The sequence below is a fragment of the Streptomyces sp. 63XJN7_1_ISO-PGPR-S23-121 genome (assembly GCF_056173025.1).
Genome location: NZ_CM149653.1, coordinates 2,586,412 through 2,601,938, shown reverse-complemented (window position 1 = coordinate 2,601,938; position 15,527 = coordinate 2,586,412). Strand labels below are relative to the sequence as shown.

The following is a 15,527-nucleotide window of genomic DNA, read 5'->3' as shown; positions in this document are numbered from 1 at the left end:
GGACGGGTGCGTAAGATGACCGGCATGGGTCATGGAGCCGCCACCACCGCGCAGGACGCAGTCGAGCGTGTGCGCCTGGACGCGGACAACGTCGCCAAGGTCGCCACCACGCTCCAGGCCCTGTCCACGCCCTCCCGGCTGCTGATCCTCGCGCGGCTGCGCGAAGGCCCGCTGCCCGCCACCGAGTTGGCGGCGGAGGTCGGCATGGAGCAGTCGGCCTGCTCCCACCAGCTGCGCCTGCTGCGGAACCTGGGGCTCGTGGTGGGCGAGCGGCGCGGCCGGTCGGTGGTGTACGCGCTGCACGACCACCATGTCGCCGAGCTGCTCGACCAGGCCGTCTACCACGTGGAGCACCTGCGGCTGGGGATCAGCGACACCGCGGAGTGAGCAGCCGCCGCATGTCCTCGGCGGCGCGTACGGCGGCGTCCGCGCAGCAGTTGTTGAACAGCACGTGCAGCTCGTCCGTCTGCCGGGCCGCCCGCCGCAACCTCGGCACCCAGGCGGCGAGTTCGGCCACGTCGTAGTCGTGCCGGAAGCGGTCCTCCTTGCTGCCCCTCCCCCAGGCCGGGCTGCGGCCGTGGAACCGCACGACGGCGAGCGCGGGGCGGGTGACCGGCACGACGGGCGGCAGGGAGCCGGGCAGGCTCTGGGCCATGTCCACACCGACGGCGGTGGCGCCGAGGCCGGTGAGCAGCGCGGTGGTGGCGTCCGCCCGGTGCGGCGCCCACCAGTCCGGGTGCCGGAACTCCACGGCGAGCGGCCGCTCCCCCGTGCGCCGCGCGCAGTCCCGGAGCGTGTCCTCGGCCTCCGGGCCCGGCCCGAACCAGGGCGGGAACTGGAACAGCAGGGTGCCCAGCCGCCCGGCCGCCCGCAGCGGTTCCACGGCGTCGAGGAACCGTCCCCACACCTCGTCGAGGAGGACGGCGCCCGCCCGCCCGCGCCGCAGCGCGGCCCGCTCCTCGCCCCCGAGGCCGTCCCGCAGGCCGGCCGGGAGGGCCTCGTCGCGGGTGGGGTGCCCGGTCAGCAGCGAGAAGGCCTTCACGTCGAAGCGGAAGCCGTCCGGCGTGCGCTCCACCCACAGCTCGCTGTTGCGGCGGCTCGGCAACGCGTAGTACCCGGCGTCCACTTCGACGACGGGCAGCCGTGAGGCGTAGTGCCGCAGCCGCCCCTCGGCGTCCCGCCGTCCGCGGGGATACCAGCCGCTCGCGACGAGTTGCCGGTCCGTCCACGAACATGCCCCGACCAGTACGTCACCCATGGGAGCCCGGTTACCCCGGGCTCCCGGTTCGATCCCGGTCTACTCGGCCGCGGTGGGCCGCCGCGAGGCCGCCGTCGCGTCGCGCACGTCGGTGAGCGGGCGCAGCCGGTAGGTGTACGTGTAGTCCCGGTCGGCGAACAGCTTGAACTCGTCGTGGGTGTGGGCGCCCCAGCTATTGTCGCCGCCGACGCCCATCTGGCGGTGGTTCAGGCGCAGCACCACCTCGTCGCGCGGGGTGAGCTGGTAGTCGTGGCGTACGCCCGACGACAGGTCCTCCGGCGTGAAGTGGGACGCGTTGGCCTCCAGCAGGGGTTCGCCGGTGGCGAGCAGGCCGGTGCCGCGGGAGTCGGTCAGCGCGATCCAGCGGACGTCGGTCCTGTTGCCGTTCTCCTGCGGGCGGATGTAGGGGGTCCACTGCTCGGCGACGGTCCCGGAGTAGAGGCCGACGTCGGAGCCGGTGTTGCGGTCCCAGTAGTTCTCGTCGGGGCCGCGGCCGTAGTAGTGCAGCCGGTCCAGGCGGCCGGGCAGGAACAGCAGGGTGCCGACCTCCGGGATGTACGGCAGGTCGGCGGCGCCCGGGTGCAGGGTGTTGTCGACCTTGATCTCGGCGTTGCCGAACACCGTGTAGGTGGTGGAGTACGCCGACTCGGTCGTGGTCGGCAGGGTGCCGCTGACCTTGATCTCGACGGCCCGGTCGCCCAGGGCCCGCACGGCCACGTCCGTCACGGTGCGGCGGGCGCCGGCGTCGCGCCAGGTCTGGTTGCGGGTGTGCTGGCCGTTGCCCTTGTCGTTGTCGGTGGGCGCACGCCAGAAGTTGGGCACGGGTCCGGAGGTGATCAGACGGGTGCCGTTCGCCTCGTAGGACGTGATGGTGCCGGTGCGCTTGTCGACGGTGACCGAGAACCCCTTGCCGCGCACGGTGACGTCCTGGTCGCGGTCCTCGTGGCGCAGGACGGGGACGCTCGCCAGGCGTACGGGTGCGACGGCCGGGCTGCCGGCGTCCAGCGGGAGCTGCTGCCAGGCCACCTCGAAGCCCGCCTCGGCCCACGGCGTGGCGTCCTTGGTGGTGAAGGAGAGCCGGAGGAAGTACTCGGTGCCCGGCTCGGGGTCGTGCGGCAGGCGGACGGGGACGGTGATGTCCTTGCTGGACAGCGGTGGGACGTTCAACTGGTCGCGGGTCAGCTTCCCGCGGCCCACGGCCCTGCCGTCGGCGACGAGTTCCCACCGGCCGTCGAACTCGCGGAGGTCGGTGAACAGGTACTCGTTGGTGAGGGTGACGGCTCCCGGGGCGCCGCCGGGGGCCGGGGCGGCGTTGATCGCCTGGTAGACGTGCTTGACCTCGGTGGCCTTGGCGGTGTGGCGGCGGTCGGCGGTGATGATGCCGTCCGCGACGAAGGCGCCGTCGTTGGGGTTGTCGCCCCAGTCGCCGCCGTAGGCGAGGAAGGTCTTGTCCTTCGGCCGCTTCGTCTCGGTCTTCACGGTGGCGGCGTCGAACCAGAACCGCACGCCGTCGTCGCCGGGACCGCGCCCCTCGGAGGCCAGTTCGGCGCCGGCGAGGGCACGGGCGTAGACGCGGGCGCGGCGGACGGTACCGCTGAACTCGCGGGTCTGGGCGTCGGCGTCGGTGGCCAGGGAGAGCGGCGCGGTGTTGCTGGTGGGGCGCCGGTCGGTGGTGCGGGTGGCCTTCACCGCGCCGTCGACGTACAGGGTCAGGGTGCCGGCGTCCGCGTCGAAGACGCCCGCGACGTGGTGCTCGCGGCCGGTCCAGTCGTCCGGCACGGTCCAGCTCGCGGTGATCCACTGGCCGGCCGAGTGGATGAAGAACTCCAGCCTGCGGTCGGTCTGCTTCAGCGCGTACTGGGTGTCGCCCTTGGCCAGGATGGGCTGGTGGAAGCCGGTGAAGTGCGGGGTGACCCAGGCCTCCAGGGTGAGGGAGCCGGTGAGGTCGAGGCTGTCGTGGCGCTCGAAGACCGTGATGCCGGACAGGCCCTTGCCGCGGTCCAGGGCGCCGCGGGTGGCGAGGATCTCGCCGCGCAGCCCGGCCGGGCCCGACTCGGTCAGCAGGGTGCGGGCCGGGACGGGCGTGTACAGGGACTGGTCGACGAAGTCCCAGATCCAGCCGCCCTGGAGGACGTCGTACCGCCGGACGATGTCCCAGTACTTCTTGAAGTTGCCGGTGGAGTTCCCCATCGAGTGGGCGTACTCGATCATGACGTAGGGCCGGGTGTCGGAGGTGTCCTTCGCCCGCTGCTCCACGCGCTGCGGGCTGTCGTACATCTCCGAGCGGATGTCGCTGATGCCGGGGCGGTCGTCGCCCTCGTACTGGATGACGCGGGTGTCGTCGTAGGAGCGGATCCAGTCGTGCATGGCGGTGAAGGTGCTGCCGCCGCCGGCCTCGTTGCCGAGGGACCAGATGACGACGGACGCGTGGTTCTTGTCGCGGTGGACCATGTTCTGGGCGCGGGCGACGCAGGCGGCGGTCCAGTCCGGGTGGTCGCCCGGGTACTCGCCGCGGATGCCGTGGGTCTCGAGGTTGGTCTCGTCGACGAGGTAGAGGCCGTACTCGTCGGCGAGTTCGAGCCAGTGCGGGTTGTTGGGGTAGTGCGAGGTGCGGACGCTGTTGATGTTCATCCGCTTGATGATTCCGATGTCCTCGACCAGGTCCTCCCGGGTCAGCGCCGTGCCGCGGACCGGGTGCATCTCGTGGCGGTTGGTGCCGCGGAAGGAGACGGGCCTGCCGTTGATCCGCATGAGGCCGTCCTCGAGGGCGAACTCACGGAAGCCGACCCGGTGGGAGAGGGTCTCCACGACTTTGCCGGACGGGTCGCGCAGGCGCAGGACGGCGGTGTAGAGGTTCGGGTGCTCGGCCGACCAGAGCGCGGGCTTCGGCACGGCCTTCGCGGCCCGTACTGTGACGTCCTCGCCGGCGCGGACCGTGCCGAGGTCGGCGGACTGCTCCAGCGGCCGGGACCAGACGGCGTGGCCGCGGGCGTCGTACAGCTGGGTCTCCACCGTGTACCGCCCGGCGCCGGCGCCGCCGTACGCGCGCACGCTCGCGGTGACCTTGAGCTCGGCGCCGGTGTAGGTGTCGTTCAGCGGGGTGTCCAGCTTGAAGTCGCGCAGGTGCACGGCCGGCGTGGAGTAGAGGTGGACCGAGCGGAAGATGCCGCTCAGCCGGATCATGTCCTGGTCCTCGAGCCAGTCGCCGTCGGAGTAGCGGTAGACCTCCACCGCGATCTGGTTGGCGCCCGGCTTGAGGTGGTCGGTGATGTCGTACTCGGAGGGGGTGTAGGAGTCCTCGTCGTAGCCGACCGGTTCGCCGTTGATCCACACGTAGTGCGCGGACTTGACGCCCTCGAAGTGCAGGAAGGTGCGGCGGCCCGTCCAGTCGCGGGGGACGGTGAAGGTGCGCCGGTACTGGCCGACCGGGTTGTAGCGGGTCGGTGCGGCGGGCGGCTGCGGATCCTCGCCGAGGCCGTTGGGGCCCGAGTACGGGTAGGTGATGTTCAGGTAGATCGGGAAGTCGTACCCGTGCGTCTGCCAGACGGACGGGACCGGGATGGTGTCCCAGCCGCTGTCGTCGGTGTCGGTGCGGTGGAAGTCGGCGTCCCGGTCGTCGGGCCGGTCGGCGTAGGCGAACTTCCAGGTGCCGTCGAGGCTGAGCCGGTAGGGCGAGCGGGTGCGGTCGCCGACCAGGGCCTGTCGCACGTCCGCGTACGGCATGAGGGTGGTGTGCGGCGGTTCGGTGCCGAGCCGGAAGACGCCGAAGTCGTTCCACTCGGGGGGCTCTTCAGCCGCGGCGCGCCGGCCGGCCGCGAGCGCGGTGCCGGGAGACGCGGACAGGGCGAGCGCCCCGAGGAGGGCGCCGCCGCCCTCCAGGAGGCGGCGGCGGCTGACGACCGGACGGGGGCGGGGGGCCGGGGTACCGGCGGGTGACACGGGCGAGTGCGGCATGACCGTGGCCTTCCGTGTGGCTTCGGGGGCGGCTCAACGCACGGTGCTGCACCGGCTGTTGACGGTGGTGCCAATACCAACTGCCGGTGGTGGGAGCGGCTACTGAATTAGGGTCACCCTAGGACTCGAACACAACCGAATCAATTACCCCGTCGGACTTTGTTGGTTCCTGATGAACGGCGGCCGGCCCCCGCCCGTCGCGCGGTCGAGGTCAGAGCACGACGCGGTAGTGGGTGGTCAGGCGCCGGTCGTCGCCCAGGACGTGGAAGGCGAGGCCGGGCGGCTGGTCGCGGTCGGCGGGAAGGTCGCCCTCCCAGGGCATGCGCAGGGTCCAGGTGACGGCCGGCCCGACGATCAGGGGGCGGGCGGCGAAGGCCGAGGCGGCCGCCGTGTGGGCGTGACCGGTCAGGACGGCGACGACCTGGGGGTGCGCGTCGAGCAGGGCGGCCAGCCGCTCGGGGTTCTCGAGCATGCCCGAGTCGGGCAGGGGGTGGTGGAGCTCGACCGGCGGCTGGTGGAAGGCGATCAGCGCCGGAGTGTCCTGCGACAGTCCGGCGAGCCGGGTCTCGATCCAGTCGAGCGTCTCGGCGTCGAGGCGCCCTTCGTCGCGGCCGGGGATCGTGGAGTCGCACATCAGGACGGCGGTTCCGGCGACGTGATGGATCCGGTTGACCGGGGACGCGTCGGGGGCCTCTCCGAGCAGGGCCTTGCGGTAGGCGGGACGCGCGTCGTGGTTGCCGGGACAGGTGAGCACCGGGAAGGGGCCCTGGAGGATGCGTGCCGCCTCCTCGTACTCCGCCTCGGCTCCGTGGTCGGCGATGTCCCCGGTGACCAGGACGGCGTCGACCGGGCGGGGCAGGTTCCGCAGGTAATCCATGACGCGGGTGGCACGCCGGGTGGCTCTCTCACTGCCGTCCAGGTGCAGGTCGCTGATCTGTGCGAGCAGCACTGACATGAACCGTCCTCCCCATGAGCGGCCCTCGCCGCTGTTCCGGGCCGGTACCGGATGTCCCACCCGGCCGGCCCCTAACGGTAATTCTCGATTTCCCGTTAGAGACTCTAGGGTGCGCGGAGGCACATGATCAAGCAGGTCCCGCTCAGCCGAGGGAGACGGAGATGGAACGTTGGCCGGCACTGGAGTTGGCGGGCACGATCCGCCACGACGGGGACGGCGGTGTCACCGACGATCTCGCCACGGTGCGCGGAACGGCTGAGTGGATCGAGGCACGAGCCGATCTCCTGGCCGACCGTGTCGCGCCCTGGGAGACGAACGTGGACGAAGGGCTCCGGAGCGAGCTCGTCGAGTTGCGAGGCGCGATCCGTGCGCTGTTCGCACGGGCGGTGAGTCCGGCACCCCCGAGTCCGGCGGACGCCGCGGCCCTGATGCCGGCCGACCGGGCGGTGGCCCACATCAACGCCGTCGCCGCCCGCGAACCGGTCGTTCCGCAACTGGACTGGCCGGTGCAGGGAGCCCCCTCCGCTCGTCTGCGGCCGGTGGAGGACGACCCGGGGACCCGGCTCCTGGCGGCCCTGGCCCGGGCGGCCGTCGACTTCCTGAGCGGCCCGGAGCGCGAGCAGCTGCGCGCCTGCACCGCGCCCCGTTGCGTGCGCTACTTCGTCAGGTCCCACGGGCGGCAGGAATGGTGCAAGCCGTCCTGCGGCAACCGCGCCCGGGCCGCCCGCCACTACCGTCGCCGGCGCCCGGGCCCCGACGACGGCGGCGCCGCTTCCTGAAGGCGCTCAGGCGGGCTGGACTCCGGGCCGGCACAGCCCGGTCGGCACGGGCCGGAGACGGACACGCGGCCCCGCCCTCACGAAACACCGCGGACTGGACACATGTCAGCCGGCCCGTGCCGCGAACGCCTCGTAGGCGCGGGCGTCGAACAGGACGAAGCGGGCCTCGGTCACGCACGTCGGCGTGGTGCGCACCGTCTCGACGGCGATGCGGGCCGCGTCGTCCAGGGGCCAGCGGTAGACGCCGGTGGAGATCGCCGGGAAGGCGACCGTGCGGGCGCCCAGTTCGTCCGCGACCCGGAGGGACTCGCGGTAGCAGGAGGCGAGCAGGCCGGAACGGTCCTCGGTGGCCGACCAGACCGGGCCGACCGTGTGGATGACCCAGCGCGCGTCCAGGTCGCCCGCGGTGGTGGCGACGGCTCGGCCGGTGGGCAGGCCCTTGCCGAGGTGCCCGGCGCGCAGCCGGCGGCAGGCCTCCAGGATCGCCGGGCCGCCTCGCCGGTGGATGGCGCCGTCGACGCCGCCCCCGCCGAGCAGGGAGGAGTTGGCCGCGTTGACGATCGCGTCGGCGCTCTGGCGCGTGATGTCGCCCCGGACCAGCGTGAGGGTGGTCATGTCTGCCTCAGCCTCCGCCACACGGCCTTCGCCGCGTTGTGTCCGGACATGCCGTGCACCCCCGGGCCCGGCGGCGTGGCCGACGAGCAGATGAACACGGCCGGGTGCGGGGTGGCGTACGGGAACAGGGAGAGCTTGGGGCGCAGCAGGAGCTGGAGACCGGAGACCGCGCCGGAGGCGATGTCCCCGCCGACGTAGTTGGCGTTGCGGGCGGCGATCTCGGGCGGGCCGGCGGTCGCGCGGGCGAGGACGCGGTCGCGGAACCCGGGGGCGAAGCGCTCCAGTTGGCGCTCGACCGCGTCCGTGAGGTCGCCGGTCCAGCCGTGCGGCACGTGCCCGTACGCCCAGAAGACGTGCTTGCCGGCCGGGGCCCGGGTGGGGTCCACGACTCCGGGCTGCACGGTGATGAGGAACGGCCGGTCGGGTGCGCGGTCCGTGCGCGAGGCGGCGTGCAGGGCGGCGCCGATCTCCGCGCTGTCGGCGCCGACCTGCACCGTGCCGGCGGTGCGGGGCGCCTCTGCCGTCCACGGGACCGGTCCGTCCAGCGCATAGTCGATCTTGAAGACGCCCGGGCCGTACCGGTAGTTGTCGTAGTGGCCGCCGAGGCCGGCGATGCGGGCCAGGGCCGTGGGCGAGGTGTCGAAGACGTAGGCGCGCGCCGGCGGCAGGTCGTCGAGGCGCTTGACCTCGTAGTCGGTGTGGATCGCGCCGCCGAGGTCGGTGAGGTACGCGGCCAGCGCGTCGGAGATGGCCTGGGACCCGCCGCGGGCCACGGGCCAGCCGCGGGCGTGGGCGGCGAGGGCGAAGACCAGGCCGATGGCCCCGGTGGCGAAGCCGCCGAGCGGGGCCATGACGTGTGCCACGAGACCGGCGAAGAGGGTGCGGGCCCTCTCGTCGCGGAAGCGGCGCATCAGCCACGTCGACGGCGGCAGTCCGACCAGGCCGAAGCGGGCGAGGGCGACCGGGTCGCGGGGCAGCGCGGTGGCCGGCAGGGACATGAAGTCCCGGGCCAGCGTGTCCCACCCGGGGAGGAAGCGCTCGACCAGCCTGCGGTATGTGCCCGCGTCGCGCGGGCCGAAGGAGGCGGCGGTCTCGCCGACCGACCGGGACAGCACGGCGGCCGACCCGTCGGGGAACGGATGCGCCATGGGCAGCTCGGGGTGCAGCCAGCGCAGGCCGTACCGCTCCAGGGGCAGGGCGCGGAACGCGGGCGAGTTGATTCCGAGCGGGTGCGCGGCCGAGCACGGGTCGTGACGGAAGCCGGGGAGGGTCAGTTCCTCCGTGCGGGCCCCGCCGCCCACGGTGTCCCGCGCCTCGAAGACGGCGACGGAGAAGCCGCGGCGGGCCAGCTCCACGGCAGCCGTCAGTCCGTTCGGTCCCGCACCCACCACGACCGCATCGAGCATCGACGGCACCTTCGGACTCCTTCGTCAGCCGATGGCCACTCGGGCTCAGGATATGCCGGGGCGCCGGCACGCCGCGGTCACGGGTGACGGCCGGGCGGCCGGGTGGCCGGGTGGCCGGGTGGCCGGGCGGCGGGACCGCCGCGAGCCCCGGGGGTCAGGCGGTCTCCCCCGAGAGCAGTGCCACCACCTGCCGGGCCGTGGCCGCGTCCCGGGCCGCGGTGAACGGCAGGTCGTTGCCGCCGGTGATGCGGAAGGGCTCGCCCGCGCGGGTCAGATGGGTGCCGCCCGCCTCCTCGACCAGGAGGATCCCCGCCGCGTGGTCCCAGGCCGCCTCCCAGGAGAACGCCGTGGCGTCGGACTCGCCGCGTGCGACGGCGAGGTACTCGAGGCCCGCCGAGCCGCAGGCGCGGGGAGCCACGCCGGGGGTGCGCAGGCTGAGCAGGGCGCGCTTCTGCTCGTCCGTCGTGTAGTCCGGGTGGGAGGTGGCGACCCGCAGGTCGCGCCCGGGCTCGGGCGGCCCGGCGTACAGCCGCTCGCCGTCCAGGAAGGCGCCCCGGCCCCGTACGGCCGTGGCGAGTCGGTCGAGGGCGGGCGCGTAGGTCCATGAGGCGTGCACCACCCCGTGCCGGGCCAGGGCGACCAGCGTGCAGAACCCGGAGTCGCCGTGCACGAACTGCCGTGTCCCGTCGACGGGGTCGACGATCCACACCGGTGCCTCGCCCCGGATCGCCTCGTACGAGGACGGGTTGTCGTGCACCGCCTCCTCGCCGACCACCACCGAGCCGGGCAGCAGGGCGCGCAGTGCCTCGGTCAGGAACCGCTCGGCCTTGCGGTCGGCGTCCGTCACCAGGTCGTGCGGGCCGGATTTCTGGTCGACCTCGTGGTCCGCGAGCCGGCGCCAGCGCGGCATGATCTCCTGGGCGGCCGCCTTGCGGACGGCCTCCTCCACCTCGTCGGCGTGCCGGGCGAGAAACTCGTCGATGGTTTCGTTGTTCTCGATCATGACTCCATGAGAGCACGCGCCACTGACAACTCCCACCCGGGTGGTGTATCCCGGATGGAACCGGCGTGAACACGCGGCCGCCCTCAGCGCCCCACCGCGTACCCCTGCGCGCCGCGCGGGTTCGCCGCCGCGGACAGGATTCCGGTCCTCGGGTCCCGGGCGACGGCGCACAGGCGTCCCTCCGACCAGGGCCCGCCGACGGTGACGTCGTGCCCGCGGCGCCGCAGCTCCGCGACGGCCTCCTCGGCCGTCCGGGACTCCACGGTGAGGCTTCCCGCCCGCATGCCGCGCGGGAAGAACGAGCCGGGGAAGCCGTCGTTGTGCCAGTTCGGGGCGTCGACGGCGCCCTGGAGATCGAGTCCGCCGCGCACCCGGGCGCGCAGGGCGACCGCGAGGAAGAAGTGCAGCTGCCACTGGTCCTGCTGATCGCCGCCGGGCGTGCCGAAGGCCAGGACGGGCTCGCCGTCGCGCAGGGCGAGGGACGGGGAGAGGGTGGTGCGCGGCCGGCGGCCCGGGGTGAGCGAGTTCGGCAGGCCCTCCTCCAGCCAGGTCATCTGCAGGCGGGTGCCGAGCGGGAAGCCGAGTCCGGGCACGACGGGGTTGGACTGGAGCCAGCCGCCGCTGGGGGTGGCCGAGACCATGTTGCCCCAGCGGTCCACGACGTCGAGGTGGCAGGTGTCGCCGCGGGTGCCCCCGTCGGCGTCGACGGCCGGCTCGCCGGGCACCGGGGAGGCCGGGCCCTTGGCGACGGTCGGCTCGCCGACTCCCGGGGCGTCCAGGCCCTCCCCCTCGACGGCCGCCACGCACGCGTGGGCGCTGAGCCGCGGGGCGCGTCCGCCCGGGGCGCCCGGCCGCAGCTCGAAGGACGCCTTGTCCCCCACCAGCTCGCGCCGGGCCGCGTTGTACGACGGCGACAGCAGGTCGGCGAGCGGCACCCCGGCCGCGCCGCCGGCGTCGCCGTACCAGGCCTCCCGGTCGGCCATGGCGAGCTTGCAGCCCTCGACCAGCAGGTGGACGTAGTCGGCGGAGCCGTACCGGGGCAGTTCGGGCGGGAGCAGCGCCAGTTGCTGGAGCAGGACGGGACCCTGGCTCCAGGGACCGGGCTTGCACACGGTCCAGCCGTTCCAGTCGTACGTGGCCGGCGTCTCGTAGGACGCGGACCAGCCGGCGAGGTCGGCGGCCGACAGGGTGCCGGTGTGACGCCGCCCGCTGGTGTCCATGGTGGGCCGTGCGGCCTGCCGCACGAGCGCCTCGGCGACGAACCCGGTGCGCCACACGTCCCGGGCCGCCTCGATCTGCGCCTCCCGGTCGCCCGCCCCGGCGACCTCGGCGAGCACCCGCCGCCACGTGGCGGCCAGGACGGGGTTGCGGAACGGCTCGCCCGGGCGGGGCGGCCGCCCGCCGGGCAGGTAGATCTCCGCCGAGGACGTCCACTCCGTCTCGAACAGCTCGCGGACGGTGCCGACGGTCTCCGCGAAGCGCTCCACGGGCGGGTGCCCGTGCTCGGCGTAGCCGATGGCGTACTTCAGCACGTCGGCGAGGTGCCTGGTGCCGTGGTCGCGCAGCAGGAGCATCCAGGCGTCGAAGGCCCCGGGCACGGCGGCGGCGAGCGGGCCGGTGCCCGGCACGAGGTCCAGGCCGAGCCCCCGGTAGTGCGCGACCGTGGCACCGGCCGGGGCGACGCCCTGACCGCACAGCACCCGCACCTCGCCGCCGGCCGGCGCGAGCAGGATCGGCACCTCCCCGGCGGGCCCGTTGAGGTGCGGTTCGACGACGTGCAGCACGAACGCGCCGGCCACGGCGGCGTCGTAGGCGTTGCCGCCGTCCTCCAGGACCGCCATCGCCGACTGCGACGCCAGCCAGTGGGTGGACGCCACCATGCCGAAGGATCCCTGAAGCGTGGGCCGTGTGGTGAACTGCATGTCCCACCTTGGTGTTCGGGTACGCCGGACGACCCCTACGTGTACTACACATCCGCGTCCCGCGGGGCGGATGCGTCCGGCGGGCGGGAACACCGCCGCCGTCCGCGCTGTTGCCGACCGTGTGCGGAAACGGAGGCGGAACGGTGCACGGTGAGTACAAGGTCCCCGGCGGCAAGCTGGTCGTCGTGGACGTGGAGGCCGAGGACGGTGTGCTGCGGCACGTGCGCGTGGCGGGCGACTTCTTCCTCGAGCCGGACGAGGCGCTCGACGCCGTGAACCGTGCGCTGGAGGGCGCCCCGGCCGACACCGACGCCGCGGGACTGGCCGCGCGGATCGACGCGGCGCTGCCCGAGGACACCGTGATGTACGGGCTGACCTCGGAGGGCGTCGGCATCGCCGTGCGCCGGGCCCTCGCGCACGCCACGGACTGGACGGACTACGACTGGCAGCTCATCCACGAGGCTCCGCAGTCGCCCGCCCTGCACATGGCCCTGGACGAGGTGCTGACCGCCGAGGTCGCCGCCGGCCGCCGCCCGCCGACGCTGCGGGTGTGGGAGTGGGGCTCGCCCGCGGTGATCATCGGCAGTTTCCAGTCGCTGCGCAACGAGGTCGACGCCGCCGCGGCCGAGCGCCTCGGCGTCGAGGTGGTGCGCCGGATCTCCGGCGGCGGGGCGATGTTCGTGGAGCCCGGCAACACCATCACGTATTCGCTGTCCGTGCCGGAGGCCCTGGTGCAGGGCCTGTCCTTCCAGGACAGCTACGCCTACCTCGACGACTGGGTGCTCGGCGCCCTCGGCGACATGGGCATCCGCGCCTGGTACCAGCCGCTGAACGACATCGCCACCGACCAGGGCAAGATCGCGGGCGCCGCGCAGAAGCGGATCGTGGGGCACGACGGCAGGCCCGGCGCGGTCCTGCACCACGTGACCATGTCGTACGACATCGACGCCGACAAGATGCTGGAGGTGCTGCGCATCGGGCGGGAGAAGCTCAGCGACAAGGGCATCAAGAGCGCCAGGAAGCGGGTGGACCCGCTGCGCCGGCAGACCGGTCTGCCGCGCGAGGCCGTGATCGAGCGGATGATCGCCTCCTTCGGTGCGCGGTACGGGCTCACCCGGGGCAAGGTGACCGACGAGGAACTGGCGCGGGCGCGGGAACTGGCGGGCACCAAGTTCTCCGGGCCGGCGTGGACCGCCAGGGTGCCCTGAGGTCCGTCTCCGTCACCGGCCGGGCACGCAGCGAGTTCGCCCTTCCGCCCCACAGGTACTCGTGTGAGACTGGCGTCCCCCGTCCGCCGTGCGGGCCCGTTCCGCACCGTCCCCCACGAGAAGTGCGCCGTGCGTTCCCTTCCCCTGCCGCTCGCCCTGACCGCGCGCCTGGTTCCGGTCGCCGTGCTCGCCACGGCGGGCTGGGTGATGTCGTCCGGGCCGGACTCCGCACCGGCCGCCGAGGACGGCACGCCGCCCGACGGCGGGCGCCCGTCCGCCTCGGCCCCGGCGACGCAGGCGGTGACGAAGACGTACGCCGCCGCCCCGGCGCCCTGCGGGGCCCTGGCCGCGAAGACGATCACGTCGCTGGTGCCGGGGGTCAAGACGGCGGGCAAGGAGATCCCGTCGACGGACACGCGGGTGCGCCGCACCTGCTCGTGGAACGCGCTCAAGGGGTACGACTACCGCTGGCTGGACGTCTCCTACGAGGTGATGTCCTCGGACGAGGCGGCGAGGAAGTCGTACAAGGAGCGGGTCGCCGACCGCAGCGGTGGCGGGGCCGTCCCGGGGCTGGGCGACGAGGCGTACTCGGTCGTGAACCTCACGACCGAGGACGAGCAGCAGACCCGGGAGGGCACCGTGCTGGTCCGCGCGGCCAACGCCCTGGTGACGATCACGTACAACGGCAGTGACTTCGAGACGAAGAAGGCCCCCGGCACCGAGGAGATCAACAAGGGGGCCATCAAGGCGGCCAAGGAGGCGGTGGCCGCCCTTCAGGACGGTCAGGCCGGCTGACCGCCCCGACGGCGTCTCAGCGGGCGGCCCGGCCGCGGGCACCGGGCAGCATCAGCAGCAGGTACAGCAGCATCGAGGTGCCGAGGCCCACCGCCCAGCCGTAGTCGGCCAGCGGTTCGAGGAACGGCACGGGCCGGCCGTCGACCAGGGGGTGGAAGTCGGCGCCGCCGACGGCCAGGACGCCGCCGGTGACGAAGGCGGCGACCGCCCGCCAGTTCCAGCCGCCGGTGTACCAGTAGCGTCCGCCCTTGCGGTACAGGTCGACGAGGTCGAGGCGGGCGCGGCGCAGGATCCAGTAGTCGGCGATGAGGATGCCGGCGACCGTGCCGAGCAGCCCGCCGACCAGGCCGAGCCAGGTGAAGATGTAGCCCTGCGGGTCGGAGTACAGCCTCCACGGGAGGATCAGCACCGCGAGGACGCAGGTGATGAGGGCGCCGGCCCGGAAACTCACCCTGCGCGGCGCGACGTTGGAGAAGTCGAAGGCCGGTGAGACCAGGTTGGCCGCGATGTTCACGGACAGGGTCGCCACCAGGACCGTGACGAGGGCGAAGAGCAGGCCGGCCACGTTGTCCGTCCTGGCGGCGAGCTGCACCGGGTCCCAGATCGGTTCCCCGTAGACGGCCTGGGAGCCGGAGGTGACCATCACGGACAGGAAGGCGAACAGGGTCATGGTGGTGGGCAGGCCGAGGGCCTGGCCGCGGGTCTGGGCCTTCTGGCTCCTGCCGTAGCGGGTGAAGTCGGGGATGTTCAGGGACAGCGTGGACCAGAAGCCGATCATGCCCATGAGGGAGGGCCAGAAGAGCTTCCAGAAGTCGCCGCCCCAGCCCAGCTTCGACGGCTGGTCGAAGAGCGGGCCGAAGCCGCCCGCCTGGTCGGTCATCCACCACAGCATCACGAACGCGCCGACCAGGACGAAGGGCGCCGCCCAGTTCTCGAAGCGGCGGATGGTCTCCATGCCCCGGTAGATGATGACCACCTGGATCGCCCAGAAGAGCGCGAACGACAGCCACATGGTCCAGGCGTGGCCGCCGACCGTGGCGGCGTCCGTCCACCCGTCGCCGATCAGCTTGCCGGCCAGGAAGTAGATGGCCTCGCCGCCGATCCAGGTCTGGATGCCGAACCAGCCGCACGCCACCAACGCCCGTACGACCGCGGGCAGATTGGCACCGCGGACGCCGAAGGAGGCGCGGGCGAAGACGGGGAAGGGGATGCCGTACCGGGGTCCCGCATGTCCGGTGAGCAGCATCGGGACGAGCACGATCAGGTTGGCCAGGGCGATGGTGAACACCGCCTGCTTCCAGTCCATGCCGACGGCGATCAGACCGGACGCCAGTGTCCAGGAGGCCGTGTTGTGGGCCATGCCGACCCACAGGGCGGAGAAGTTGTACGTGGTCCAGGTGCGCTTGCCGACGGGGACCGGCAGCAGGTCCTCGTTGGCGTACGGACCGCTCGGCGGCGGGGAGCCCGGGGCGAGCTCCACGCGCCCGTCGGGGAGGGTGACTTGGGCGGACGGCGCTGGGGCCGTGGGCGCGGTGTCGGTCATGGGCAGGCCAATCGTGCGGTGGGTCGGGAAAGGCCGTGCGGGCGGTGCCGAGGGGGGTGCGCGGGTGCGCCCTGGGCCCCTGCCCCGGG

The 15,527-nt window shown here is 73.3% G+C and carries 12 protein-coding genes; 4 read left to right on the top strand and 8 right to left on the bottom strand.

Going from position 1 to position 15,527, the window contains the following annotated elements; all coding sequences use genetic code 11:
* Positions 1-24 precede the first annotated feature (24 nt).
* Positions 25-387: an ArsR/SmtB family transcription factor gene (locus AC0VYN_RS11265; protein WP_475535857.1), complete on the top strand. Its 363-nt coding sequence runs from the start codon at positions 25-27 to the stop codon at positions 385-387.
* On the opposite strand, the gene AC0VYN_RS11260 is transcribed toward AC0VYN_RS11265, so the two are convergent.
* The 3 genes from AC0VYN_RS11260 to AC0VYN_RS11250 form a co-directional block, all read right to left on the bottom strand.
* Positions 368-1,258, bottom strand: a complete 891-nt coding sequence (locus AC0VYN_RS11260; RefSeq protein ID WP_475535856.1) for a DUF72 domain-containing protein — start codon at positions 1,256-1,258, stop codon at positions 368-370. The genes AC0VYN_RS11265 and AC0VYN_RS11260 overlap by 20 nt on opposite strands.
* A 39-nt stretch (positions 1,259-1,297) precedes the next feature.
* Positions 1,298-5,212 carry a glycoside hydrolase family 2 TIM barrel-domain containing protein gene (locus AC0VYN_RS11255; RefSeq protein WP_475535855.1) on the bottom strand — a complete coding sequence of 1,305 codons (3,915 nt, stop codon included), beginning with the start codon at positions 5,210-5,212 and terminating at the stop codon, positions 1,298-1,300.
* A 211-nt stretch (positions 5,213-5,423) separates the two neighbouring features.
* Positions 5,424-6,167 carry a metallophosphoesterase gene (locus AC0VYN_RS11250; RefSeq protein WP_475535854.1) on the bottom strand — a complete coding sequence of 248 codons (744 nt, stop codon included), beginning with the start codon at positions 6,165-6,167 and terminating at the stop codon, positions 5,424-5,426.
* 161 nt (positions 6,168-6,328) lie between these two features.
* On the opposite strand from AC0VYN_RS11250, the gene AC0VYN_RS11245 reads away from it, so the two are divergent.
* Positions 6,329-6,946, top strand: coding sequence for a CGNR zinc finger domain-containing protein (locus AC0VYN_RS11245; protein WP_475535853.1), 618 nt, complete (start codon positions 6,329-6,331; stop codon positions 6,944-6,946).
* Positions 6,947-7,051: 105 nt separating this feature from the next.
* On the opposite strand, the gene AC0VYN_RS11240 is transcribed toward AC0VYN_RS11245, so the two are convergent.
* The 4 genes from AC0VYN_RS11240 to AC0VYN_RS11225 form a co-directional block, all read right to left on the bottom strand.
* The gene (locus tag AC0VYN_RS11240) at positions 7,052-7,561 is read right to left on the bottom strand and encodes an O-acetyl-ADP-ribose deacetylase (protein WP_475535852.1); all 510 of its coding nucleotides are present in this window, start codon (positions 7,559-7,561) and stop codon (positions 7,052-7,054) included.
* A complete protein-coding gene (locus tag AC0VYN_RS11235) occupies positions 7,558-8,967 on the bottom strand; it encodes a phytoene desaturase family protein (protein ID WP_475535851.1) in 1,410 nt (469 codons plus the stop codon). The genes AC0VYN_RS11240 and AC0VYN_RS11235 overlap by 4 nt, the downstream gene beginning before the upstream one ends.
* A gap of 154 nt (positions 8,968-9,121) precedes the next feature.
* On the bottom strand, positions 9,122-9,970 hold the full coding sequence (locus AC0VYN_RS11230; protein WP_475535850.1) for an inositol monophosphatase family protein: 849 nt from the start codon (positions 9,968-9,970) through the stop codon (positions 9,122-9,124).
* Between the two features lie 83 nt (positions 9,971-10,053).
* Entirely contained in the window at positions 10,054-11,892 is a 1,839-nt protein-coding gene (locus tag AC0VYN_RS11225; protein WP_475535849.1) for a gamma-glutamyltransferase family protein, read from the bottom strand.
* 143 nt (positions 11,893-12,035) lie between these two features.
* Between AC0VYN_RS11225 and AC0VYN_RS11220 the strand changes: the two genes are divergently transcribed.
* Together AC0VYN_RS11220 and AC0VYN_RS11215 are read left to right on the top strand one after the other, a co-directional pair.
* Entirely contained in the window at positions 12,036-13,100 is a 1,065-nt protein-coding gene (locus AC0VYN_RS11220; RefSeq protein ID WP_475535848.1) for a lipoate--protein ligase family protein, read from the top strand.
* Positions 13,101-13,229: 129 nt separating this feature from the next.
* On the top strand, positions 13,230-13,895 hold the full coding sequence (locus AC0VYN_RS11215) for a hypothetical protein (RefSeq protein WP_475535847.1): 666 nt from the start codon (positions 13,230-13,232) through the stop codon (positions 13,893-13,895).
* 16 nt (positions 13,896-13,911) lie between these two features.
* On the opposite strand, the gene AC0VYN_RS11210 is transcribed toward AC0VYN_RS11215, so the two are convergent.
* The gene (locus AC0VYN_RS11210; protein WP_475535846.1) at positions 13,912-15,438 is read right to left on the bottom strand and encodes an NCS1 family nucleobase:cation symporter-1; all 1,527 of its coding nucleotides are present in this window, start codon (positions 15,436-15,438) and stop codon (positions 13,912-13,914) included.
* Between the last annotated feature and the right edge of the window lie 89 nt (positions 15,439-15,527).

Coding starts and splice junctions, on each gene's coding strand:
- AC0VYN_RS11265 (WP_475535857.1), top strand. CDS start 25: ATGGGTCATGGAGCCGCCACCACCGCGCAGGACGCAGTCGAGCGTGTG.
- AC0VYN_RS11260 (WP_475535856.1), bottom strand. CDS start 1,258: ATGGGTGACGTACTGGTCGGGGCATGTTCGTGGACGGACCGGCAACTC.
- AC0VYN_RS11255 (WP_475535855.1), bottom strand. CDS start 5,212: ATGCCGCACTCGCCCGTGTCACCCGCCGGTACCCCGGCCCCCCGCCCC.
- AC0VYN_RS11250 (WP_475535854.1), bottom strand. CDS start 6,167: ATGTCAGTGCTGCTCGCACAGATCAGCGACCTGCACCTGGACGGCAGT.
- AC0VYN_RS11245 (WP_475535853.1), top strand. CDS start 6,329: ATGGAACGTTGGCCGGCACTGGAGTTGGCGGGCACGATCCGCCACGAC.
- AC0VYN_RS11240 (WP_475535852.1), bottom strand. CDS start 7,561: ATGACCACCCTCACGCTGGTCCGGGGCGACATCACGCGCCAGAGCGCC.
- AC0VYN_RS11235 (WP_475535851.1), bottom strand. CDS start 8,967: ATGCTCGATGCGGTCGTGGTGGGTGCGGGACCGAACGGACTGACGGCT.
- AC0VYN_RS11230 (WP_475535850.1), bottom strand. CDS start 9,970: ATGATCGAGAACAACGAAACCATCGACGAGTTTCTCGCCCGGCACGCC.
- AC0VYN_RS11225 (WP_475535849.1), bottom strand. CDS start 11,892: ATGCAGTTCACCACACGGCCCACGCTTCAGGGATCCTTCGGCATGGTG.
- AC0VYN_RS11210 (WP_475535846.1), bottom strand. CDS start 15,438: ATGACCGACACCGCGCCCACGGCCCCAGCGCCGTCCGCCCAAGTCACC.